Source organism: Streptomyces sp. NPDC036813, from assembly GCF_055609245.1.
Window position 1 is genome coordinate 1 of the sequence record NZ_JBVJPV010000006.1, and the last position, 21,399, is coordinate 21,399.

15 protein-coding genes and 3 pseudogenes are annotated in these 21,399 nt (G+C 69.9%); 9 read left to right on the forward strand and 9 right to left on the reverse strand.

Annotated features, from left to right (window positions below):
* Positions 1–229 precede the first annotated feature (229 nt).
* The gene (locus tag ACZ67Q_RS14430; RefSeq protein WP_471181110.1) at positions 230–427 is read right to left on the reverse strand and encodes a hypothetical protein; all 198 of its coding nucleotides are present in this window, start codon (positions 425–427) and stop codon (positions 230–232) included.
* Positions 428–725: 298 nt separating this feature from the next.
* Here ACZ67Q_RS14430 and ACZ67Q_RS14435 point away from each other — a divergent pair, with 298 nt between their 5' ends.
* The gene (locus ACZ67Q_RS14435) at positions 726–1,628 is read left to right on the forward strand and encodes a YhjD/YihY/BrkB family envelope integrity protein (protein ID WP_471181113.1); all 903 of its coding nucleotides are present in this window, start codon (positions 726–728) and stop codon (positions 1,626–1,628) included.
* Between the two features lie 28 nt (positions 1,629–1,656).
* Here the strand turns inward: ACZ67Q_RS14435 and ACZ67Q_RS14440 are convergent, their stop codons facing one another.
* Positions 1,657–3,084: an MFS transporter gene (locus tag ACZ67Q_RS14440; protein ID WP_471181116.1), complete on the reverse strand. Its 1,428-nt coding sequence runs from the start codon at positions 3,082–3,084 to the stop codon at positions 1,657–1,659.
* Complete coding sequence (locus tag ACZ67Q_RS14445) at positions 3,077–4,993, reverse strand: glycoside hydrolase family 15 protein (protein WP_471181119.1); 1,917 nt, start codon at positions 4,991–4,993, stop codon at positions 3,077–3,079. Before ACZ67Q_RS14445 ends, ACZ67Q_RS14440 begins: the two co-directional genes overlap by 8 nt.
* 229 nt (positions 4,994–5,222) lie before the next feature.
* On the opposite strand from ACZ67Q_RS14445, the gene ACZ67Q_RS14450 reads away from it, so the two are divergent.
* The 3 genes from ACZ67Q_RS14450 to ACZ67Q_RS14460 all read left to right on the forward strand — a co-directional run bounded on the left by ACZ67Q_RS14450 (position 5,223) and on the right by ACZ67Q_RS14460 (position 9,732).
* On the forward strand, positions 5,223–7,916 hold the full coding sequence (locus ACZ67Q_RS14450) for a winged helix-turn-helix domain-containing protein (RefSeq protein WP_471181122.1): 2,694 nt from the start codon (positions 5,223–5,225) through the stop codon (positions 7,914–7,916).
* Between the two features lie 344 nt (positions 7,917–8,260).
* Positions 8,261–8,779, forward strand: coding sequence for a hypothetical protein (locus ACZ67Q_RS14455; protein WP_471181125.1), 519 nt, complete (start codon positions 8,261–8,263; stop codon positions 8,777–8,779).
* Between the two features lie 113 nt (positions 8,780–8,892).
* The gene (locus ACZ67Q_RS14460) at positions 8,893–9,732 is read left to right on the forward strand and encodes a class II glutamine amidotransferase (protein ID WP_471181128.1); all 840 of its coding nucleotides are present in this window, start codon (positions 8,893–8,895) and stop codon (positions 9,730–9,732) included.
* A gap of 295 nt (positions 9,733–10,027) precedes the next feature.
* Here ACZ67Q_RS14460 and ACZ67Q_RS14465 read toward each other — a convergent pair whose 3' ends face one another.
* Entirely contained in the window at positions 10,028–10,921 is an 894-nt protein-coding gene (locus tag ACZ67Q_RS14465; RefSeq protein WP_471181131.1) for a LysR family transcriptional regulator, read from the reverse strand.
* A gap of 100 nt (positions 10,922–11,021) precedes the next feature.
* Between ACZ67Q_RS14465 and ACZ67Q_RS14470 the strand changes: the two genes are divergently transcribed.
* Positions 11,022–12,110 carry an alcohol dehydrogenase catalytic domain-containing protein gene (locus ACZ67Q_RS14470; RefSeq protein ID WP_471181134.1) on the forward strand — a complete coding sequence of 363 codons (1,089 nt, stop codon included), beginning with the start codon at positions 11,022–11,024 and terminating at the stop codon, positions 12,108–12,110.
* 81 nt (positions 12,111–12,191) lie between these two features.
* Here the strand turns inward: ACZ67Q_RS14470 and ACZ67Q_RS14475 are convergent, their stop codons facing one another.
* The 3 genes from ACZ67Q_RS14475 to ACZ67Q_RS14485 all read right to left on the reverse strand — a co-directional run bounded on the left by ACZ67Q_RS14475 (position 12,192) and on the right by ACZ67Q_RS14485 (position 14,762).
* Positions 12,192–12,626, reverse strand: coding sequence for a VOC family protein (locus ACZ67Q_RS14475; RefSeq protein ID WP_471181136.1), 435 nt, complete (start codon positions 12,624–12,626; stop codon positions 12,192–12,194).
* Between the two features lie 331 nt (positions 12,627–12,957).
* On the reverse strand, positions 12,958–13,683 hold the full coding sequence (locus ACZ67Q_RS14480; RefSeq protein ID WP_471181141.1) for a TIGR03943 family putative permease subunit: 726 nt from the start codon (positions 13,681–13,683) through the stop codon (positions 12,958–12,960).
* Positions 13,680–14,762: a permease gene (locus ACZ67Q_RS14485; RefSeq protein ID WP_471181143.1), complete on the reverse strand. Its 1,083-nt coding sequence runs from the start codon at positions 14,760–14,762 to the stop codon at positions 13,680–13,682. The genes ACZ67Q_RS14480 and ACZ67Q_RS14485 overlap by 4 nt, the downstream gene beginning before the upstream one ends.
* Before the next feature lie 433 nt (positions 14,763–15,195).
* On the opposite strand from ACZ67Q_RS14485, the gene ACZ67Q_RS14490 reads away from it, so the two are divergent.
* Positions 15,196–16,383, forward strand: a complete 1,188-nt coding sequence (locus ACZ67Q_RS14490; protein ID WP_471181922.1) for a S53 family peptidase — start codon at positions 15,196–15,198, stop codon at positions 16,381–16,383.
* A 355-nt stretch (positions 16,384–16,738) separates the two neighbouring features.
* A pseudogene (locus ACZ67Q_RS14495) lies at positions 16,739–17,580 on the forward strand (IS5 family transposase).
* A 556-nt stretch (positions 17,581–18,136) separates the two neighbouring features.
* Here ACZ67Q_RS14495 and ACZ67Q_RS14500 read toward each other — a convergent pair.
* A pseudogene (locus tag ACZ67Q_RS14500) lies at positions 18,137–18,318 on the reverse strand (IS110 family transposase); the annotation flags it as partial.
* Positions 18,319–18,718: 400 nt separating this feature from the next.
* On the opposite strand from ACZ67Q_RS14500, the gene ACZ67Q_RS14505 reads away from it, so the two are divergent.
* Positions 18,719–19,393, forward strand: a complete 675-nt coding sequence (locus ACZ67Q_RS14505; RefSeq protein ID WP_471181146.1) for a class I SAM-dependent methyltransferase — start codon at positions 18,719–18,721, stop codon at positions 19,391–19,393.
* 186 nt (positions 19,394–19,579) lie between these two features.
* Here the strand turns inward: ACZ67Q_RS14505 and ACZ67Q_RS14510 are convergent.
* Positions 19,580–20,271, reverse strand: a pseudogene (locus ACZ67Q_RS14510) (methyltransferase domain-containing protein); the annotation flags it as partial.
* A gap of 403 nt (positions 20,272–20,674) precedes the next feature.
* Here ACZ67Q_RS14510 and ACZ67Q_RS14515 point away from each other — a divergent pair.
* On the forward strand, positions 20,675–21,232 hold the full coding sequence (locus tag ACZ67Q_RS14515) for a DUF3291 domain-containing protein (RefSeq protein ID WP_471181149.1): 558 nt from the start codon (positions 20,675–20,677) through the stop codon (positions 21,230–21,232).
* The last annotated feature ends 167 nt before the right edge of the window (positions 21,233–21,399 follow it).

Here is a 21,399-nt window from a genome sequence, read left to right on the forward strand (position 1 = left end):
GGTGCTCATCTCTCTTCTCGCTTCCGGGCGGGCGCCCCGCCGCCGTCCCCGGCTGATCTCAGCGTGCACACGCCCACACCCACCCGACCTCACCCCCGGCGGGTGAAGTCCCCCGCCCCGCTCGGAACTGCGCCGATCAGGACGAGCAGGACGCCCGCGCACCGGCCGCGGCCGTCGCCTCGGGCCGGGTCCGCGCCGCTGCCCCGTGACAGCGGCTTCGCCGTCCGCATCAGTCGGGCAGCCGGCGCATCTCCAGCAACCGCAGCCCGAGCGACTGGCAGCGCTCCAGCAGCCCGTACAGGTGGGCCTCGTCGACGACGGGACCGTAGAGCACCGTCTCGTCGGAGATCACGACGTGGTCCAGCTCGGGGAAGACCTTGGCCAGTGTCTCCGAGAGGTGCCCCTCGACGCGGATCTCGTAGCGCATGTGCCGCTCTCCCGCCGACAGCCGATGGCAGTTTTCGTGCCGCTTCGTGTTCCAGCTTTCCGCCCTTCGGCGGCGTAGGGACTCACCCCGGGCAGGTGACCCGTGTCCGTCTGGTCATTCCGCTGGTGTCCCCGCCGCCCGCGGCGGGCGAACCGCCCGCGTCCGGTCGGCTGAAGGATCCTTGTGGCGCCCCCGAGGACGGGCGGACGACGGTTACGCTCGTGCCGGTTCGCACGTTTCGCGCACGTCTGGAGGCAGGGCGACGACTGGCATCGACCGCGACCGCCTCCTGCGGACGTTGACGTTCTGGTTGCGTCCCGCCTTTGCGCTGCGCGTCCTCAACCGCTTCCAGCGGGTCGTGGGGTTCGACCGCGCGATGGCCCTGGCGTCCAGCGCCTTCACGGCGCTTGTTCCGCTGGCCCTTCTGGTCGGCGTCGTGCTGGGCAGCATCGTCCACGTCGACGCCGCGCAGCGGATCATCCAGCGCTACGACCTCAGCGGCGCCGGATCCGACGCGGTGACCTATCTCTTCTCCCCCGCGCAGGGTGAGAGCGCCAGCACCGGCGTCTTCGGGGTGCTCTTCCTTGCGATCTCCGTGCTGAGCTTCGCGCGCGCCGCGCAGCGGCTGTTCGAGCAGACCTGGGAACTGAAGCCGCTCAGCGTGCGCAACTCGCGCAACGGCCTGTGGTGGATCCTCGCCCTCGGCGTCTACGCCTCGGTCAGCGGGTGGATCTCCGCGGTGCTCGGTGGGTGGGCGGCCGGTCTCGTGGCCGCCGTGTGCCAGGCGGCCGTGACGGCGGTGTTCCTCACATGGAGCGGCTGGATCCTGTCCGCGAAGCGGATCGCGTGGCGTGACCTGGTGCCGTTCGGAGTCACCGGAGCCGTGCTCACGTCCCTGTATTCCTGGGGCGCGGGCTTCTACCTGCCGCGTCTGTTCAACTCCTACGCCGACCGCTACGGGGTGGTCGGCAGTGTCTTCGCGCTGCTCTCGGCTCTCTTCGCGGCCATGTTCGTCCTCGTCGCGTCAGCCTCGGTGGGCCGCGAGGTGGGAGAGGAACTCGGCCGGATCCGGAAGGGCCGGCAGCCTTCCGAGCACGAGGTCCGGCAGCAGTGGGAAAGCCTGCTGGACCAGACACGTTCGCGATGGCGCGCGGCCCGCGGGGACATTTCTCGTCGCCGCAGGAAGGGCAACGGGTCGTGACGAGCGGGCCCGGGGCGCCGGCCTGTCGTCAGCCCTTCTTCCCGTACACGTCCGCGCCTCGCGGCGTGGGCACGGAACCATCGCCTCGCGTGCGCGGGAGGCGTGCGGCCGCGGCCAGACCGCCGAGTCCGGCCACGGCCAGAGTGAGCATCGCCGCCATGTAGGCGCCTGTGGTCAGACCCGAGACCAGGATGGTGCCGGCGATGGCGGTACCGAAGGAGGACCCGAGGTTCGAGACGCTGCGGGACAGTCCGGAGATCTCTCCCTGCTGCTTCTCGGGGAACTGCGACTGCACGACGTTGACCGAGGGTGTCAGCATGAGGCCCAGCCCCAGCCCGATCAGCAGCAGTCCCGGGACGAAGGCCCAGGCGGTGGAGAACGCCGCGACCAGGGCGACCAAGGCGGCCACACCGGCGTCGCACACGAGGAAGCCGGTCACGATGAGGGTTCGCTGCGGCGTCCGTCGTGCCAGTGGCTCGGCGGACAACGAGGTGACCAGCAGCCCCACTGTGGCCGCGGTGAACACGACCCCGGTCTGAACGGCGTCGTAGTGGCGCACGGTCTGCAGGTAGGCCGCCACCGTGAACGACGTGCCCATGAGCATCAGCCACTGGATGTTCTGGGTGGCCAGCCCGAGGTTGGAGACGCGGTCGCCGAACAGGCCGATCGACAGCAGGGGCTCCTTGCCGGACGCTTCCCGTGCCCGTACGGAGTGGAAGAACCAGGCGAGCACGGCCGCGCCGAGGAGCAGCAGGGCGATCATGAGCCAGATGTTGTTGTCCGCGGCCAGGATGCCCATGACGACGAGGACGAGACCCGCTGCGGAAAGGACCGCGCCGACGACGTCGAACGAACGGGTCGGGTCCGGCGGCAGTGGATCGTCGAGGCGGCGGCTGAGGACGACGATCACCCCGATCACCAGGGCTTGGAACACGAAGGCCGCACGCCAGCTGATGCCCGTGGTGATCAGTCCGCCGAGGAGTGGTCCGGTGGCGGCACCGATGCCGCCCAGCGCCATGACGATGCCGAAGGCGCGGGCGCGTTTGTTCTTGTCCGGGTTGAGGAGGGTCGTGAGGATGTAGACCGGCGGGATGAGCAGGGCGGTGCCGATGCCCTCGAGGAGCGAGTTGCCGAAGGTCAGGACACCCAGGTTGGGGGCAGCCGCGCTCAGCAGGGCGCCGATCGCGTAGACGACGAGGCCGGTGAGGAAACAGCGCTTGCGGCCGTAGCGGTCGGTCAGCCTGCCACCTGGGATCATCAGTGCCGCCATCACCACCAGGAAGACGGTGATGGCCACTTGCACGCCCTGGACGGTGGTGTGCAGGTCCTGGCTGATGTCGCTGATCATCACGTTCATGTTGGAGCCGGCGAAGCTGCAGATGAACTGGGCGAGGGCCAGCGCGGCCAGGGCCCGCCGTGGTCCGGCCGGTTGACGGCGCGCGGCTGGCTCAACCACTGCCGGGACTCGCAGCAGCGCTGTCGGTCGGCCCCCTCAGACCGTGCGTGGCGGGGTGCCGCTGGCCGTCGGCTCGGGGCCTGCTGCCCTCCTTGACCAGTTCCTCGTCCAGTGCCATGGCCGCGGTGACCAGGGCCAGGTGGGTGAACGCCTGCGGGAAGTTGCCCAGTTGCTCGCCCGAGGGGCCTATCTCCTCGGCGAAGAGGCCGACGTGGTTGGCGTAGGTGAGCATCTTGTCGAAGGCGTACCGGGCTTGGGCGAGCCTGCCGCTGCGGGCCAGGGCTTCGACGTAGAAGAAGCTGCACAGGTTGAAGGTGCCTTCGGACCCGCGCAGGCCGTCGGGGGACGCCGCGGGGTCGTAGCGGTAGACCAGGCTGTCGCTGACCAGTTCGTCGTCCATGGCGTCGAGGGTGCTGAGCCAGTCGGGGTCACGCGGCGAGATGAAGCCGACCTTCGGCATGAGCAGGAGGGAGGCGTCGAGAACCTCGGTGTCGTAGTGCTGTACGAACGCCTGCCGCTTCTGGTGCCAGCCGTGCTCGACGATCTGCCGGAACACCGCGTCCCGCGCCTCGGTCCAGCGGAGGGTGTCGCCCGGCCGGGAGAAGGCGTGGGCCGCCTTGATGCCACGGTCGAAGGCCACCCAGGTCATCAGCCGGCTGTAGGTGAAGTTCTGCCGGCCGCCGCGCGTCTCCCAGATGCCCTCGTCCGGCTGGTCCCAGTGATCGACGAGCCAGTCCAGGACGTCACTCAGCGCCTTCCAGCCGCGGATCGCGCCGATGTCCCCGCCGACGATCAAGGCGTCCGACGCTTCGCCGTAGATATCCAGCTGGAGCTGGTCCGCGGCCGCGTTCCCGGCCCGCACGGGATGAGAGCCCTGGTATCCCTCCAGGTGATCCAGCACTTCCTCCGTGAGATACGGATCGCCGTCGACGCGGTACATGATCTGCAGGGGATCGCCGCCCTGGGCGGTCTCCCGCGCATCGATACGGTCGCGCAGCCATCGGCGGAAGGCGTGCGCCTCCTCCTGGAAACCCAGGTCGATCAGGGCCCGGACCGACAGTGACCCGTCTCGGACCCACGTATAGCGGTAGTCCCAGTTGCGCTCGCCGCCGATCTGCTCGGGCAGCCCCATCGTGGCGGCGGCGATGGGAGCCCCGGTCGGCGCGTAGGTGAGCAGCTTCAACGTGATCGCCGAGCGGTTCACCATGTCCTGCCATCGCCCGCGGTACGTGCACGAACGCAGCCAGGACAGCCAGAAAGAGCGACAGGCCTCCAATTCGTCGGCGGCGCCGTCCAGCGAGGGGCGCGGTGGCGCGTAGTCGCCGGCTGCCGTGCTGGTCAGTACGACCGCGGCCGCCTGCCCCGCGTCGAGGGTGAACCGGGAGACGACGTCGTCACCCTCGGCATCCAGCGCGACGCCGGTGGAGGACTGCAGGTACAGGTCGGTGCCCGGGCCGTGGAACAGCGCCGTGTGCTCGTCGGCCATGTCGAGCTCGTGGGAGGCGCGGCCGTAGTCGAAACGCGGACGGCAGGTGAGGGTGAAGGGCAGACTTCCGCGTACCACGCGGGCGACCCGCACCAGACGGTGCCGGTTCTGAGGCGTCGAGGAGTCGATGGGCATCATGAAGTCGGCGACCTCACCGACGCCCTCGGCTGCCATGAAACGCGTGACCAGGATGGCTGTGTCGGACAGGTACAGCTGCCGGATCGTCGTGCCGTTCTCGGAGGGGAGGTCTGCGGCGAGACGGCAGTAGCCGCCGCGCCCGCTGTCCAGCAGTGAGGCGAAGACGCTGGGTGAGTCGAAACGAGGTGTGCACCACCAGTCGATCCGTCCGGTCGAGGAGACCAGAGCGGCTGTCTGCAGGTCGCCGATCATGCCGTGTTCGGCTATGGGCGGGTATTCGTTCACGATGTCCTCCGACTCGCGGACATGCCCTTCGGCACGATGCCGGTTCGCTCGCACCCCCACTCTTCGCGTCGGCCGCAGCGACGGCATCACCCACCATGGGTGAAGCGGGGCGACGCGCCCGGGCCGTTGAGCGCCGTCGCCTCCAGTGGCCGGCATCGGGGCGAGGGGCCACGGGATCCGGCAGGGGCCGCTCGGTGTCGGCTGGCGCGTTCGCGAGCCACGGGGTGTGATGGTGGTGGGCGAGGACAGCGACCGCGATCCGCGGGTGGTGAAAGCTGTGGCACCGGACCATGAGATCCCGCGACATCCTCCCGGCCGGGACAATGATCCGCTGGGCGATCCGTTTCTGCGAACCCGCTTCGTCCTGCCGACGAGACCGGAGACCTTTCTGCGCCGGGAACGGCTCGTCGAACACCTCGGGCATGCGTTGTCGACACCCTTGGTGATGGTCAACGGAGCCGCCGGGGCGGGCAAGACCCTGCTCGTCGCGGACTGGGCAGCGAATCTCGAGCAGCCGGTCGCCTGGCTGACCCTGGACGAGGCGATCCGCCGGCCCGGAATGTTCTGGTCCCATCTGCTCAAGGCCCTGCACACCGCGCAGGTGCCGATGCCCGCCGACATCGGTTTTCCCTCCGACGCGCGGCAGGTGGACCGCACCCTGCTGACCCGGATGGCGGCACGGCTCAGCAGCACCGACACCGATCTGGTCATGGTGATCGACGAGTACGACAAAGCCGATACCGAGGTCTCCGAACAGCTTGCGTTCGTCCTGCACCATGCCGGGCCGGGGTTGCACCTGGTCCTGATCAGCCGTACGGAACCGTTGCTGCCGCTGCACCGCTACCGGGCTGCCGGCGAGCTGACCGAGGTCAGGGGTGCCGAGCTGGCCTTCACGCCCGAGGAGGCCGTCGAGCTGCTGGAGCTGCACGGCCTGCGCGTGCCCCTGCCGGCAGCCGTCGCTCTGGTGGAGCGCACCCGTGGCTGGGCGGCAGGGCTGCGTCTGTGCGCCCTGGCCGCCCGGCACAGCCCGGACCCCGAGCGCTACCTGAAGGAGTTCGAAGCCGGCCACAGCACCGTCGCCGACTTCCTGCTGGCCGAGGTGCTCCAGCGCCAGCCGGCGCCGACTCAGGACCTGCTGCTGCGGGTCAGCGTTCTGGAACGCTTCTGCGCCGACCTCGCGGACGAGCTGACCGGCCGCCGTGATGCCGCGCCCATCCTGGCCGGGCTACACCGCGTGAACGCGTTCGTAGAGGACCTCGGGCACTCGTGGTACCGCCTGCATCCACTGTTCCGGGAGATCCTGCGCGTGCATCTGCAGGAGCGATGCCCCGGCCTCGAGCCGGAACTGCACCGCCGGGCAGCACAATGGTCGCGGCGGTCGGGGGCCCTTCCGGAAATGGTCAGCCACGGTGCCGCCGCGGGTGACTGGGAGTTCACCGCTCGCGCTCTGGTGGACGACCTGGCGATCGGACAGCTCTTCACCGGGCTGTGCTCCGACGACTTGGGCCGGCTGTTCGCCGACCTGGAACCCGCGGCGACGACGACGGAGTCCGACCTCGTCCAGGCGGCCTGTGACCTCTTCCGACACGACATCGACCGCGGCCTGGCCCATCTGCAGCACGCGAAGCAGCACCTCGCCGCCGAGGATGCCGGTCCCCCGACGGCACAGCTGAGCTGCGCCCTGCTGGAGGCCCTGGCGGCACGGCTGTCCGGCTCCCCGGGCAAGGCGGAACAGGCGGTTCAGGCAGCCCGGGAGCTCCAGCGGCAGGTCCCTGTGCACCTGCTCGAACAGCACCCGGAAGTTCCCGCCCTGCTGCTGACGAACGTGGGTACCACGCGGCTGTGGGCGGGGCGGCTGGAAGAGGCACGAGCGGCCCTGAGCGTGGTGACCGGCGGCACGGGCGGTGCCTCCACGGCGGTACCCCGCCGGGAGTCCCTCGTCCGCCTGGCTCTGATCGACTACCTGACCGGTTGGCCGGACAGGGCCCAGCACCATGTGTCGGCCGCCATGGCGGAGTCGAAACGGTTCAGTCTCCCTGTTGCCGACTCCGGTCTGGGAGGAGTGGTCATGGCAGCGGTGGCTGTCGAGCGGGACGAACTGGACACGGCGCAGACTCTGCTCGACCAGACACCCGACTGGGAGATGCCGGATCCGGTGACGGCGGCGGGCCGCTCCCTGGTGACGGCCCGGCTGCTGCTGGCCCGGGGCAGGGCGTCCGCCGCGATGGCAGCCACCGCTGTGGACGTGCCGGCCGATGTGGATTCTCCCTGGGCGGAGGGCAACGCCGCGCTGGTCGCCTCCGCCGCCCACCTGGCCGAAGGCCGGCCGGACGCCGCCGCGGAAGTGCTGCGCGAACTGGGCACGGAGCAGCCGGCGTGTGCGGTGGGCGCGGCTCGGGCCCACCTGGCGGCAGGTGACCGGTCGGCGGCCCTCGGGGCGCTCAACGCGATGCCCGGCGCACAGCACATCGGCCCCTCGGTACGCGTCCGCGCGACGCTGGTACGGGCGCAGGCCGCGCATGCCGACGGGGACGTCGGTACAACCCGCCGGTTGCTCACCGAGGCGCTCCTGACGGCCCGCCGCGACCTGCTGCGCCGGCCGTTCCGGGAAGCCGGTGGATGGATTGCGCCGTTCCTGGCGCGATCCCCTCTGCGGGAGCTGGCCACCGGGTGGCTGACGCCGGACGAAGGGACGGCCCGCGGGCGGGCCGAGCCCGAACCCGTACTGGTGGAACAACTGAGCGAACGTGAGTGTGATGTGCTCGAGCGCCTCGCCCGGATGATGTCCACCGAGGAGATCGCGGCCGACCTGTTCGTGTCGGTGAACACCGTGAAGACGCACGTCAAGAACCTCCATCGGAAACTCGCGGTGAACCGGCGGACGGACGCGGTGCGGCAGGCTCGCCGGCTGGGGCTCCTCTGACGGAGCGGCGACCGGGGTTTTCGCCGGGGTGGCGGCACAGCGCCCCGGGCCCGGCCGCACCGAGCACCCCCGCCCCGCTGTGGCAGCACGCCGACGAGCACACCCCCTTGGCTGCCCGTGGCGCCACCAGGCCGGGCACGGACTCGCCGTCGGCCCCGTCACGCCCGCCGCGAGGGCGCGCGCCATCCCCCGCCAGGGGTGAGGTGCCCCACAGGATTTTCGGGTGCGATGAAACGGCCCGGTTCTTGAAGGTGTCCTCGACACGCCTGCCGCGTGGACGGCCGGCAGCCGGTCCCGGGGCGATGCCCTGCGATCAGGGAGCCGACGTCCGAAAGGCAGCCGTCATGCTGAGACTCGACCCCACCGTCGCCCGTGACCGGCGCAGGGAGCGCCGCGCCCACGCCGACTACACCGGTGGTGTCTACGGCTCCATGCTCGCCGCCACCGTGGTGATCGGCGCCGGCGCACTGGGCTCCTTCCCACGCCTGGAACTGGTCGCACTGCTGCTCTTGAGCGGGCTTGCCTTCTGGATCGCGCACGTACACGCGCAACTGTTCGGCGCCCGGCTGGCGCAGCACCCCCTCGACCGCCACACCGTCCTGCACGTGTGCAGGGACGAATGGCCGATCGTCAAGGCGGCCCTCCCGCCGGCCGTGGCCGTGGCGATCAGCCCCCTGCTGGGGCTCGATGTGCCGGGCGCTCTGTGGCTGGCGCTCGCCGTGGCCGTTGCCGGGCAGGTGGGATGGTCGGTGGCGGCGGCGCGGCGGGCCGGTGCCTCAGGTCGCCTGCTCCTGCTCACGGCTTTGGTCAACCTGGTCCTCGGTCTGTTGATCATCTCCTTCAAGCTTTTTGTGAAGCACTGACGCAGTGACGGTGTGGGCGTCGGGTCCACGCCGCACCGCCATACCGGCCGGCGCCTCCGCCCGGTGCCGCCGGAACCGCTGTCGTTCCCGGGAGCGAAGGGATCTGAGTCACCATGTGCCGCTGGATCGCCTATTCGGGCACTGCTGTCCCACTGAGCAGGGTCCTGTTCGAGCCGACGCATTCTCTGATCGACCAGAGTCTGCATTCCCGTCTGGGGGTGGAGACGACAAACGGGGACGGTTTCGGGATCGGCTGGTACACCGGGAGCACGGCCGACACCCCGGCTGTCGTGCGGGACGTGGGTCCCGCGTGGAACAACCGCAACCTGCGGGAGGTCGCCCACCACGTCCGATCGGGTCTCTTCTTCGCCCACATCAGGGCGGCGACCGGGACAGCCGTGCAGCAGTCCAACTGCCATCCCTTCCGACACGGCCGCTGGATGTGGATGCACAACGGAATGATCAACGGCTACCGCCTCATGAGACGCGACCTCGCCGTCGCCGTCGATCCCGTGCTGTACCCCGACATCGAGGGATCCACCGACTCCGAGCTCATGTTCTTCCTGGCGCTCACCTTCGGCCTGACGGAAGATCCACCCGGTGCCGTGGCGCGCATGGCGGGCCTGGTCGAGGAAGCGGGGCACGCGCGAGGCATCCAGTACCCGCTCCAGATGACCATCGCGGTAGCGGACGGCGAACGCGTGTGGGCCTTCCGCTACTCCAGCGAAGGGCGCTCGCGGTCGTTGTACTTCAACACCGGGGTGGGCACCCTGCGTGCCCTCCATCCGGACGCGGCCTTCCTCCAGGACATCTCCGACGAGACCCGTCTCGTGGTGTCCGAACCGCTCGGCGAACTCGCCGGCGCCTGGAACGAGGTACCGGAGAACAGTTACGGCGTCGTCCAGCCGGGGCAGGACGCGCTGCACACCTTCCGGCCCGATCCGGCAGGCTGACACGCCAACGCCCGCCTGCACCGCTCGTGGCCACGCAGCGTGGCCTTCCGAACGGTGACCATGTGACCGGCGAGCCGAGTCACCCGGCCGACAAGCCCTCGCTGGGGCCGTGGTCATGAGCGGTGAGCGGAGCGGACTTCCCCGGCTTCTGACAGCGGCGGGGAGGGCGCGCCGGTGGATGCCGTCGCGGTTCCACGGGATGTGAGCCAGAATCCGAGTTTGGCCGTCAGTGGCGTACGGACTCGGCAGCAGCGGGGTGTTCCTGCTGCGGGACCTGGGTTGTCGGCGGCACGCATCAGGCGATCGAGGCAATCGCTCGGGTCACGGCCGTGATCGCCGGAGTTGGACGGCCTGGGAGTCGCGCCACGAGAACCCGGCGGATCTCGGGAGGTGCGCCTTCGACGTGCAGCAGGCTCACCCCGGAGGGCAGCATCGGCGAGAGCCGGAAGGGCACCGTTGTCACCCCGAAGCCGCCGGCGACGAGCTGAAGCTTCGTCAGCCAGTCGCGCGCGCAGTGGACGATGTGCGGCCGTCCGGGCAGACCGGGCCAGACGCCGAGCAGTGGCTCGGCGTTCGATGCCGGAGTGGCGATCCACGGGGCGTCGACCAGTTCGTCGACGTGCGCCGCGGTGCGGCCGGCGAACTGTCCGGTCGAGGACACCGCCACGGCCAGTTCGGTTTCCGCAACGGTCTCGACGTGCAGGCGTGGTGACTCACCGTCCAAGGGCCGGTGGGGCGGGCGGGACGTGAGGACGGCGAGGTCGATCGAGCCCGCGCGCAGTGCCCGGACCAGGGTGGGCGTGGTGCCCTCCGTGGTTGTGACGGTGATCTGTGGGTCGGTTGCCGCGAGGCGGGCGAGCGACGGGGGCAGGATGGCCGCGCCCGCGCTCAGGAACAGTCCGAGCCGCACCGGTTCGGTCCGCGAGACGGTGCCCGTGAGTTCGCGCTCGGCGGCCGTGAGGCAGTCCAGGATCGTGCGGGCGTGGCGCAGCAGGGTCAGACCCGCGGGGGTGAGCCGCACGCCGTCGGGGCGGCGCTCGAACAGGGCGGTGCCCGCGCTTCGTTCGAGGGTGGCGGCCTGGCGTGAGACCGCCGACTGGGTGTAGCCGAGCCGGGTGGCTGCCGCGGTGAAGCTGCCGGACTCGGCGATCTGCCGCAGGACCCGCAGTCCTGTGCTGGAGATGTCCATGCGGTATACGCATACCACGGATGCCTGATCGTCGCTTCCCGCATGTCCGACGGGCTCCTAGTGTCGATCGCGACGGACTCGGACGACACGGAGGCCCCACATGCAAGCAGCAGTTCTGACGCGGTTCGGTGCCCCGCTCACGGTGCGGGAGGTGCCCGACCCCGAGGCAGGTGGCGGCGAGGTGCTGGTCGAGGTGCTCGCCACCTGCGTGGCCCCGTATGCGGCCGAGGTGTTCAGTGGCGCGCGGAACTACCCCCTGGTCCCTCCCGTCGTGCCCGGGATCGGTGGCGTGGGTCGGGTCGTCCGCGCGGGCCCTGACGCCACCCGGCTGCGCCCCGGCGACCTGGTGTGGTGCGACTCCACGGTGCGCTCGCGGGACGAAGCCCTGACGCCCGACATCACGCTGCAGGGCTGGAGCTCTCGCGGCGAGGGCGGCGCGCGGCTCGCCCGGTACCTGCATGACGGATCGTTCGCCGAGCTCATGCGGGTCCCGACGGAGAACGTCTTCCCGCTGCCCGCAGCGGCGGGGGACGACCCGGCCCGCTGGGCCGCGCTCGGCGTGCACGTCATCCCTTACGGCGGGCTGCTGGCCGGCGGGCTCGCAGCCGGTGAGACGCTGCTCGTCAGCGGGGCCACCGGCAACCTCGGCAGCAGCGCGGTCGCGCTCGCGCTCGCAATGGGAGCAGGCCGTGTGGTCGCTCCAGGCCGCAACCGGGCCGCGCTCGACCTCCTCGTCGACCGGTTCGGTCCGCGTGTGCGCCCGGTCCCGCTGTCCGGTGACGAGGCCGGCGACCGCGCGTCGATGTCCGCGGCGGGTGACGGCCCGATCGACATGGTGATCGACCTGCTGCCGCCGAGCGCACCCAGCTCGGCGGCGCGCACGGCAGCCATGACCGTGCGCGGATACGGCCGCGTCGTCCTCATGGGCGGCATCGGCATGCTCGGCGGCGACGACCTCGCACTTCCCTATCCCTGGGTCATGCGCAACTCGATCACCGTGCGCGGCCAGTGGATGTATCCGCGTACTGCGAACGTCGGCATCATCCGGCTCCTCGCCTCCGGTGCCCTGGACCTCTCCCCCGAGCGGGTCCGGTCGTTCGGCCTCAATGCCGTCAACGACGCCGTCACGTATGCCGCTTCACATCGTGGCCCGTTCGACCGCACCGCCCTCATTCCACCGGTTCGCTGACAAGACCGGCTGATGCGCAGGCGGTCATACCGCTGCTGACCCAAAGGAGGCGGCTGCCCACCTCCCCGGCTCGGCGAGTGCTCAGTCGATACAGAACTCGTTGCCCTCGATGTCCAGCATCGGGATGCACGACTCGTTCTCCTCATCGGCATACAGTGTTTGCACATGGGTCGCGCCGAGCGCGACCAGTCGTGCGCACTCGGCTTCGAGCACGGCGAGGCGCTCGTCCCCCACGAGCCCGGTGCCGACCCGGACGTCGAGATGCACCCGATTCTTGACGATCTTGCCCTCGGGTACACGCTGGAAGTACAGGCGCGGGCCCACGCCCGAGGGATCACTGCAGGCGGACCATGATCCCTGCTTCTCGGGAGGCAGGGTGCGGTTGAAATCGTCCCAGGTGGTGAACCCCTCCGGTGGCGGCGGTATGACATATCCCAACACCTCACACCAGAAGCGAGCGAGGCGCTCAGGTTCCGCGCAGTCAAAGGTGACTTGGAACTTCTTGATCGCTGACATCGGCGCACCGTACCGCGCGCCAGGGGGACTCTGCCGCGCATTTTCCCAGGCGGTCCGCCGGCAACCCGTACCACCCGTGGCCGCAATTTGTCACCCACACTGACCGGCGAGCGGGTCCCGGCCCGGCATGAGACGCGCCTGACCGGCGGGCCCGATCCGGGAACCGTATCTGTCCGACCTTCGCCTGCTCATGGTCCACGCCGTACACCGGGGGTGATGTCGCAGTTCTCGGAACCGCGCCGTCTGTCCTGGGCCCCGGCGGACGCCGGCCTTCTTGAGCATCTTCAGTGCGCCGGTCAGCAGGGTGGGTCAGGTCTGAAGGTCGGACCTTTCACTCGTTCCAGCTCTCGTCGTACGGATCGCGCGGTGTCGGGACCGGTTTCGCCTCGGTGACCCGCAGGTACGGGATCGGACGGTTGTTCACCGGGTCCGTGGTCCGCCTCGGGGTGTAGGTGCCGGTCACGCGCAGCCAGGTGTCCGGTTGCAGGACCGGCGGGATGTCGCCCGTCAGGGCGAGCTTCACCGGCTGGGCGTCCGCGGCACAGCAGCTCAGGGACATGCGGACCAAGTAGGGAGCGCCTTTCGCGTCCAGGGCGACGAAGCCCGTGATCCGCACCTTTCGGTGGCCCAGTGACCGGCCGTGGTCGTACACCGCGCGGCCCGCGTAGTCGGCCAGGCCGATCGGCAGGGGGTCCGAGGCCGGGAGCTTCGTGTAGCCGTACGGCTGCTGCAAGGCCGTACCCGCGCGCATCGCACTGAAGGAGCCGAGTGCCGGCGGCGCCACCAGGATCAGCGCGAGGAGAGGGATCAGAAGCAGCCACGCGACGTGGGGTTCACGGTGGCCATGAGGGTCGTCCGCACGATGGTCGTGTCCCCTCCGGCTCTTGGCCTCGTACCACACCGCTGCCGCCGCTGCGGCCATGAGCACGGCCCCCGCCGCCAGCAGCAACGGCCGCAACCCCGCCTTCACATACCGCAGATACAGGTCCGTGCACCCGGAATGCAGGAGTACCGCACCGACCAGGAACATCACCACCGCCTGCGCCTGCCGGTTCACCAGAGCACCACCCCGGTCAGGACCGCTCCCGCGATCGCCAGCAGGAAAGTGGCCGGGGCGAAGCGGAGGGCGAAACCGCGGCCGAAGGTACCCGCCTGCATCGCGAACAGCTTCAGGTCGATCGTCGGGCCGACCACCAGGAACACCAGCTTCGCCGTCAGCGAGAACTGCGTCAGCGAGGCCGCCACGAACGCGTCCGCTTCCGAGCAGATCGACAGCAGCACGGCCAGGACGGCCAAAGCCCCCACGGCTGCCAGCGGGTTGCCCGCCGCCGTGCGCAGCCATTCCGCCGGGGCCACCGCCTTGAGCGTCGCCGCCGCCATCGCGCCCAGAACCAGGAAACCGCCCGCGTGCATGACGTCGTGCCGGACCGAGTCCCAGAACGCCGCGCCTTTGCTCCGCCCTTCGTCCCTCGCGCGTACCGGCGGACGCAACCAGTCAGTTCGGCCCAGTCGCTGCCACAGCCAGCCCATGGCGCACGCGACGAGCAGACCCCCCACGAGACGGCCCAGCACCATTTCCGGATGGCGTGGGAACGCCACCGCCGTCGCCGTCAGCACCACCGGGTTGATCGCCGGCGCCGACAGAAGGAACGCAATGGCCGCCGCGGGCGTCACGCCACGACGCACCAGCGCGCCCGCCACCGGGACCGACGCGCACTCGCAGCCCGGGAGTACCGCGCCCGCCATGCCCGCGACCGGCACGGCGAGCCAGACACGGCTGGGCAGTGCGCGGGCGAAGAACGAGGAAGGGACGAACACGGCGAGCGCCGCGGAGAGCAAGACGCCCAGCACCAGAAACGGCAGCGCCTGAAGCACCACCGCCACGAACACCGTCATCCAGCTCTGCATCACCGGAGCGGCGAGCGCCCTGCGGATCGGGCCCTGCACCATGACGGTCAGGAGCAGGACCGTGACCAGGACCAGGGAGGAGTTCCCATGTCGGCCGTCGCCGGCCCTACGTTCCCCGTCGGAACGCTCACCCGCGGTCTGCGCGGGCCGACTCCGGCCGTCCGGCGCCCGTACTTGCTCATCGCGGTCGTCCGTCCCGGTGATGGGGACCGGTCTCGTCGTGGCCACGGGTATGACGCCTCCGGCGGGCTGCGTTGCAGAAGTACCTGCCGCTGACTACGGCGGCCACAGCCGAGGCGTTCATCCCCGCTCGAACCGTGTGCGCCACGTCCCCAACCAAGGCCGCCACGGCGCTACGCGCGCAGCATGAACCCGGCGTGAACTCCGGCGGGGCGTCACCCGGTCCGTCAAGTAACGGTCGGGTCGAATCTCGGCCACGACTCGCACCGCAACAGCACATGAACACCTCAGGAAAGGCAAAGGAACGTTCCGGTTTCAATTGCAGCCTTGTTGTCGTGGCCCCGACATTCGTACGGTCTGCGCGGCCACGGTGCACACCCCGCACCGAGGTCGTATCGCGCACCCCCCACAGCCCTTCCCGGTTCACCCACCATGCGGAGGACGTACGTTGCGCAGAACCGTTTCCCTCACCGCCGCGGCCATGCTCGCCACGGCCGCTCTCGCCGTGGCCGCCCCCGTCGGCCAGGCGGCCCAGGTCACCACCTCCCCGGCCCACGGCGTCACCGTCGCCCACGCCTGCGCCGCCCCGACGAAGAAGGGCGAGATGGCCTGCAACGCCCTGCAGGTCACCGCGGGCACCCCGAAATCGGCACACACCGAGAGCGCACTGACCGCGGCCGCCGCTCCCTCCGGCTACGGCCCCGCCTCGCTGCAGGCTGCGTACAACCTGCCGTCGGCGAGCGGGGGTTCGGGCCAGACGGTGGCGATCGTCGACGCCTACGACGACCCGAACGCCGAGGCCGACCTCGCCGTCTACCGCTCCCAGTACGGCCTGTCCTCCTGCACCACCGCCAACGGCTGCTTCAAGAAGGTGGACCAGAACGGCGGCACCAGCTACCCGCGGGGTGACTCCGGCTGGGCGGAGGAGATCTCCCTCGACCTCGACATGGTCAGCGCGGCCTGCCCGAACTGCAAGATCCTGCTGGTCGAGGCCAGTTCAGCCACGATGACGAACCTGGGCACGGCCGTGAACACCGCGGTGCGACTGGGCGCGAAGTTCGTCTCCAACAGCTACGGCGGCTCGGAGTCCTCGAGCGACGCGACGTACGACTCCTCGTACTTCAACCACCCGGGCGTCGCCATCACCGTCTCCTCCGGCGACAACGGCTACGGCGTGGAATACCCGGCCGCGTCCAAGTATGTGACGGCGGTGGGCGGTACGTCCCTGACGACCGCCTCGAACGCGCGCGGCTGGACGGACACCGTGTGGAGCGGGGCCGGCTCCGGCTGCTCCGCCTACGACGCCAAGCCCAGCTGGCAGAAGGACACCGGCTGCGCCAAGCGCACGGTGGCGGACGTGTCCGCGGTCGCCGACCCGAACACCGGCGTCGCCGTCTACGACAGCTACCGCTCGGCCACCGGCTGGATGGTCTTCGGCGGCACCAGCGCCTCCTCCCCGCTGATCGCGGCGACCTACGCCCTGGGCGGCGCCCCGTCCTCCGGCTCCTCCCCTGCTTCCTTCCCCTACGCGCACACCTCGGCGCTGTACGACGTCACCGGCGGCTCCAACGGCAGCTGCGGCGGCTCCTACCTGTGCACCGGCACCACCGGCTACGACGGCCCGACCGGACTCGGCGTCCCGAACGGCACCGCCGCCTTCACGGGCTGAACAGCCCCGTGAACTGAGCCGGTCAGCAGTCCGTAGCACGCAGAGGTCCAGGACCGCCGCCGCCCGGTCGCGGCGGTCCTGGACCTCAACCACCCTGGTCCGAGTCGGCGACACCGCCGGGCCCGGCCCGCCGGCAGGTGCAGTCGCCACATCTCCCACGCGGTAGCCCTGCCGAGGGCCCGGAAACGGCGGGCAGCCACCGCCCTCCGCCCGCACGGGCCGCAGAGTTCCGCCCCATGGAGCAGCGCGGCAGCGAGGAGGACTTCCCGCCCATCGCCAATGGCCTGGCTCACCTCTTCAGCATCATCACCTCCCTAGGCCGTTTCCTTCGGATCATCTGATCGTTGGCTGATGTGTGTCGTTGACTGACGCCCAGTGGGCGAGGATCGAGCGTTGCTACCGGATCGGACTCCGAAACGGGGTGGGCGGTGGCGTGATCACCGGCAGGTGATCGACGCGATCGCGTTCAAGTACCGCACCGGGACGCCCTGGATGGACCTCCCCGAGCGCTTCGGCTCGTGGAAGGGCGCCCACAACCGGCTGCGGAAATGGGCCACCGACGGCACTTGGAAAAAGGTCTTCACCGCCTTGCTTGCCCAGGCCGACGCCGAAGGTGACCTCGACTGGGTCGTCGCGGTCGACTCCACCATCGTCCGCGCTCATCAGCACGCTGCCGGGGCCCGTCAAAAGGGGCACCGGCTGGCGAGCCGGACGATCATGCCCTCGGACAGTCCCGCGGCGGACTGACCACCAAGGTCCACCTTGCCGCAGACAGCCGCTGCCGCCCGCTCGCCTTCGTCCTCACTCCTGGCCAGGCCGGTGACGCGCCCGCGTTCCCCAAGGTCATGGCCCGCCTGCGAGTGCCGCGTCCGATCGGCCGGCCCAGGACCACCCCGGAGATGGTCCTGGCCGACAAGGCGTACTCATCCCGCGCGATCCGAACTCATCTGCGGCAGCGCGGATCCGGGCCGTGATCCGCAGCCCGCCGGCCAGGCTGCGAACCGCAAGCGGCGCGGCCGGCTCGGTGGCCGTCCGCCAGCCTTCGACCGCGAGGCCTACAAGCAGCGCAACACCGTCGAGCGGTGCATCAACAGGCTCAAGCAATGGCGTGGCCTGGCGACCCGCTACGACAAGACCGCCACCATTTACCTCGCCGGACTCCACATCGCCGCCATCTTCATCTGGTCAGCCAGGTGATTCCAGCGGCCGTCTAGACCCATCCCTCGTCGAGGTAAACCGTCCAGGTGTCTCCCACTGCCTTGTGCAGTTCAACCAGGGTCGCAACGTCGGCGATTGCTGCCGGGGCGTCGGACAGTCGCAACGGGGAGTTCGGGACGCTGCTCCGGGTGTAGACCGGCAGCTCGCCGTTGCAGCTGAAGGCGTGAAGCGATGAGGGAGCATCGTTGAACCATGCGGGACAGTTCTCCTCGGCCCATGCAGCCGCGGCGCCGACACGGTCCACATGCACCAGCAGATGCTCAGGAGCCGCCCCCCCCCACTGAACTGCACGAGGAAGCCCTGAGCGTCCACTGCCCACCAATCCCACATGAATCCAGGTCGGGGGTGCCGAAGGATTGTCGTCATGCCGTCACCGTATCCAGGCCGGACAAGACCGTTGAAGGTGATCCGAAGGAAACGCCCTAGCCAGGGACGAGGAGGAGTGGCAGCGGGTCAGTGCACGCGACCTGAAGGACGCCGTCCTGCACCTGTAGGCCGCCGAAGTGCTGCTCAAGTACCGTCTGCAGCAGGAGCATCGGACGTCGTCGCAGTGCTGCCGGGTCTGGAGGCGGTGGTGGAGCCGGCCGAGGAAACGGTTCAGGAGGTGGCGCTGGGCGGCGGCGCGCCGGTCCCCGTGTTCGCCTCGGCAGGGGTAGTGAGCGTTGGCTCCGGGAAGGCCCGGAGGGCGGCGAAGGCCCAGAGGACGCCGGCGTTCATCTCAGGATGTTCACGCCTCCGGCTTTCAACTCGGTCCTCATCTTCCCGGCAACCTGCTGAACCAGCGCCATCGTTTGCGCCAAAACCTCCGGAGGCGTGTCGAAGAGGTCCGCCGGCCCTCGCTGAAGAGGTCACGCAGCTGCGCCTCCGTGGCCCACCAGATCGGAGCAGCGGCCGGACACCTTTCTGGGGTGCACGCCAGACGGGAAGCGTCTTCGGCCGGTCAGCCGGCGTCATCGCTCTCCTTCGTCGTGCTGCCTGGAGGACGCAGCGCCCACTTACGAGACACTCCCCCTCTTCACCACCGACCTTCGACACCTCACCCGGCCCGGCGCCGGGGCTTCCGGCCTCGGCGCTCGGCATACGCTCGGTCGCGACAGGACTCGAAAGGACGGGGACCGTGAGCGACGACGGGCAGGACCTGGCCGAGATGCAGCGCGCGCACTGGGAGAGCACCTACAGCGGCCATCCCGGGATGTATGGCCGGCAGCCGTCGGCCCCGGCAGTGCACGCGGCCGCAGTCTTCCGTGCGGCCGGAGTCCGTGACGTCCTTGAACTCGGGGCCGGCCACGGCCGTGACACCTTGTACTTCGCCCGCGAGGGTTTCACCGTCCAGGCCACCGATTTCTCCCCCACCGGTCTGGAGCAGCTGCGGGCCGACGCGCGGCAGCAGGGGGTGGCAGGCCGTGTGACGACTGCGGTGCACGATGTCCGTGCACGGCTGCCCCTGCCGGACGCCTCGGTGGACGCGGTCTTCGCGCACATGCTGTTGTGCATGGCGCTGTCCACGGAGGAGATCCGGGCAGCGGTCGGCGAGGTACGACGCGTCCTGCGGCCCGGCGGGATCTTCGTCTACACCGTCCGGCACACCGGCGATGCTCACTACGGTGCCGGGATTGCGCACGGGGACGACATCTTCGAACACGGCGGCTTCGCCGTGCACTTTTTCGGCCGCGCCATGGTCGACGCCCTCGCCGACGGCTGGACACTCGATGAGGTCCAGGCCTTCGAGGAGGGGGACCTGCCGCGCCGCCTGTGGCGCGTGACCCAGACCCTGCCCAGGGAGCGCGCATAGCCTTCGGGCTGCCGGACACCGTCGGGGCTCGCCCGGCAGCCGCCGTCAGCTGTGGCAGCCGCACCCCGAGGCACTTTTTGCCTCGGAGACAGCCAGGATGGGGTCCGCGGAGTTCTCGGCCGAGGTGCGGCAGGCATTGACGCCGCAGCACACGCCGACCGCCTCATCCCCCGCCGCGGAGGTGTCTGCGGGCGCCGGCTTGGCCGCCCGGACGATGGCGGAGCGCATGCCGTCCGCGACCACCTGCGTCGGGGTGATCGAGACGTCCGTGAAATCGGCGGCCTCCAGGCCCGCTCGGTATTCGGCGAAGGACAACGCCCTGGCGATACAGTCGGCATGGTCGCCGCGGTCGGCCCGCTGCCGGGGCGTGAGGGTGCCGTCGGCGACGACGTCGGAGACGCCGATCCGGCCGCCGGGCTTGAGCACGCGGAAGGTCTCGGCGAAGACAGCGGGCTTGTCGGTGGACAGGTTGATCACGCAGTTCGAGATCACGACGTCGATCGTGTTCGCGGGCAGCGGGATCGCCTCGATGGTGCCCTTGAGGAACTCGACGTTCGTAGCGGCCGCCTTCTCGGCGTTGGCCAGGGACAGCGCGAGCATCTCCTCGGTCACGTCCAGCCCGTAGGCCTTGCGGGTCGGTCCGACGCGGCGGGCGGACAGCAGGACGTCGATTCCGCCGCCGGAGCCGAGGTCGAGAACGCGCTCGCGTCGCGCAGTTCGGCGACAGCGATGGGGTTGCCGCAGCCGAGCGAGACGGCGACGGCCTCTGCGGGCAGGGTGTCGCGATCGTCAGCGGTGTAGAGGGCCGAACCGAAGTTCACGTCGACCTCGACCGGCTCGGGTCCGCAACAGGCCGTGCGGTCCTCGGTCACCTTCACGCCAGCCGCACCGCTGGAAGAGGACCAGGCGGCAGACCTGGCCGCACGCGTTCGGCGGCACTCAGGGCTCTCGGACAGGGGTGCGGACGGGCATGGCGGGCGAACGGATCGGCTGAAGTGGATCAACGGCACCCCGCGCCTGCCCCTCCCGTCACCGCCCCGGCCCCGGCCCCCGCAATGACCAGTGCACGAGGCCACTCGGACAGGGAAAACGCAACTTCGACATGACTCGCAGAGCCAGCTACCTTCGCCTGGTCTTCGGCAATCGCCCACGGTCGGACGGGAGTTCCTTCACTCTGAACCGCCCGCGGCGGGATGAATCGCTCACGCCCCACGAACCTCGCGCCCAGGCGTAAGCAACTGAATCGGGTCCACACCAGGCACCCCAACCAGGGAGAGACGCATGCCCCATCTTGCGCTGTACACCTTCGGCGTCCTGAAGTCACCGCTCGCCGATCCCGCACCTCTCACGCGCGAGTTCTACGACATTGGTGAGGACGTCTACCGGGAGATCAGTCAGCACCCCGGGTACCTCGCGCGGGCTGAAGCGGCAGACGGCGACCGGGGCTTGCTCTTCGAGGCGGACTGGGGTGCATGGGGAGAGTTCGCCGTACCGACCTGGTACGACAAGGGCCGTACCGTGGAGACCACCGCCCTGGCCGCGACCCTCTCGCTCTGGACCGGCCTGCGCCCCGCCTTCGACGCCGTCTACACCGGTCTGCACCGTGCGGCGCTGAACAGGCGTTACGACTGGTTCGAGAGGACAGGGCACGCGAATCACGTCGCCTGGTGGATCTCCGACGACGTGCTACCCACCTGGCAGGACGGGGTCTCCAGGCTCGAGCATCTCCACGACCACGGCTCCGCACCGCACGCCTTCACCTTCCACCACCCGTTCGCCCCGGACGGAACTCCGACCAGGGTCAAAGACATCGAGCCGCAGAATGACCAGGTTCGCTGACAAGGAAGCCTGAATGAAGTAGCGAGGTTGGCCGATCTCGTCGGCACCGTCGACGGCCCGAAGTAGCCGTGGTTCGGCGGAGGTTCGGGTCCCGATGGGCCGAAAGGTAAACACCGCGCCATTTTTCGCCTGAGCCCCTTTGTGCGACTGTTGTGCTCACGCCAAGA

Coding starts and splice junctions, on each gene's coding strand:
- ACZ67Q_RS14430 (WP_471181110.1), bottom strand. CDS start 427: ATGCGCTACGAGATCCGCGTCGAGGGGCACCTCTCGGAGACACTGGCC.
- ACZ67Q_RS14450 (WP_471181122.1), top strand. CDS start 5,223: ATGGTGGTGGGCGAGGACAGCGACCGCGATCCGCGGGTGGTGAAAGCT.
- ACZ67Q_RS14455 (WP_471181125.1), top strand. CDS start 8,261: ATGCTGAGACTCGACCCCACCGTCGCCCGTGACCGGCGCAGGGAGCGC.
- ACZ67Q_RS14460 (WP_471181128.1), top strand. CDS start 8,893: ATGTGCCGCTGGATCGCCTATTCGGGCACTGCTGTCCCACTGAGCAGG.
- ACZ67Q_RS14465 (WP_471181131.1), bottom strand. CDS start 10,921: ATGGACATCTCCAGCACAGGACTGCGGGTCCTGCGGCAGATCGCCGAG.
- ACZ67Q_RS14470 (WP_471181134.1), top strand. CDS start 11,022: ATGCAAGCAGCAGTTCTGACGCGGTTCGGTGCCCCGCTCACGGTGCGG.
- ACZ67Q_RS14475 (WP_471181136.1), bottom strand. CDS start 12,626: ATGTCAGCGATCAAGAAGTTCCAAGTCACCTTTGACTGCGCGGAACCT.
- ACZ67Q_RS14490 (WP_471181922.1), top strand. CDS start 15,196: ATGCTCGCCACGGCCGCTCTCGCCGTGGCCGCCCCCGTCGGCCAGGCG.
- ACZ67Q_RS14515 (WP_471181149.1), top strand. CDS start 20,675: ATGCCCCATCTTGCGCTGTACACCTTCGGCGTCCTGAAGTCACCGCTC.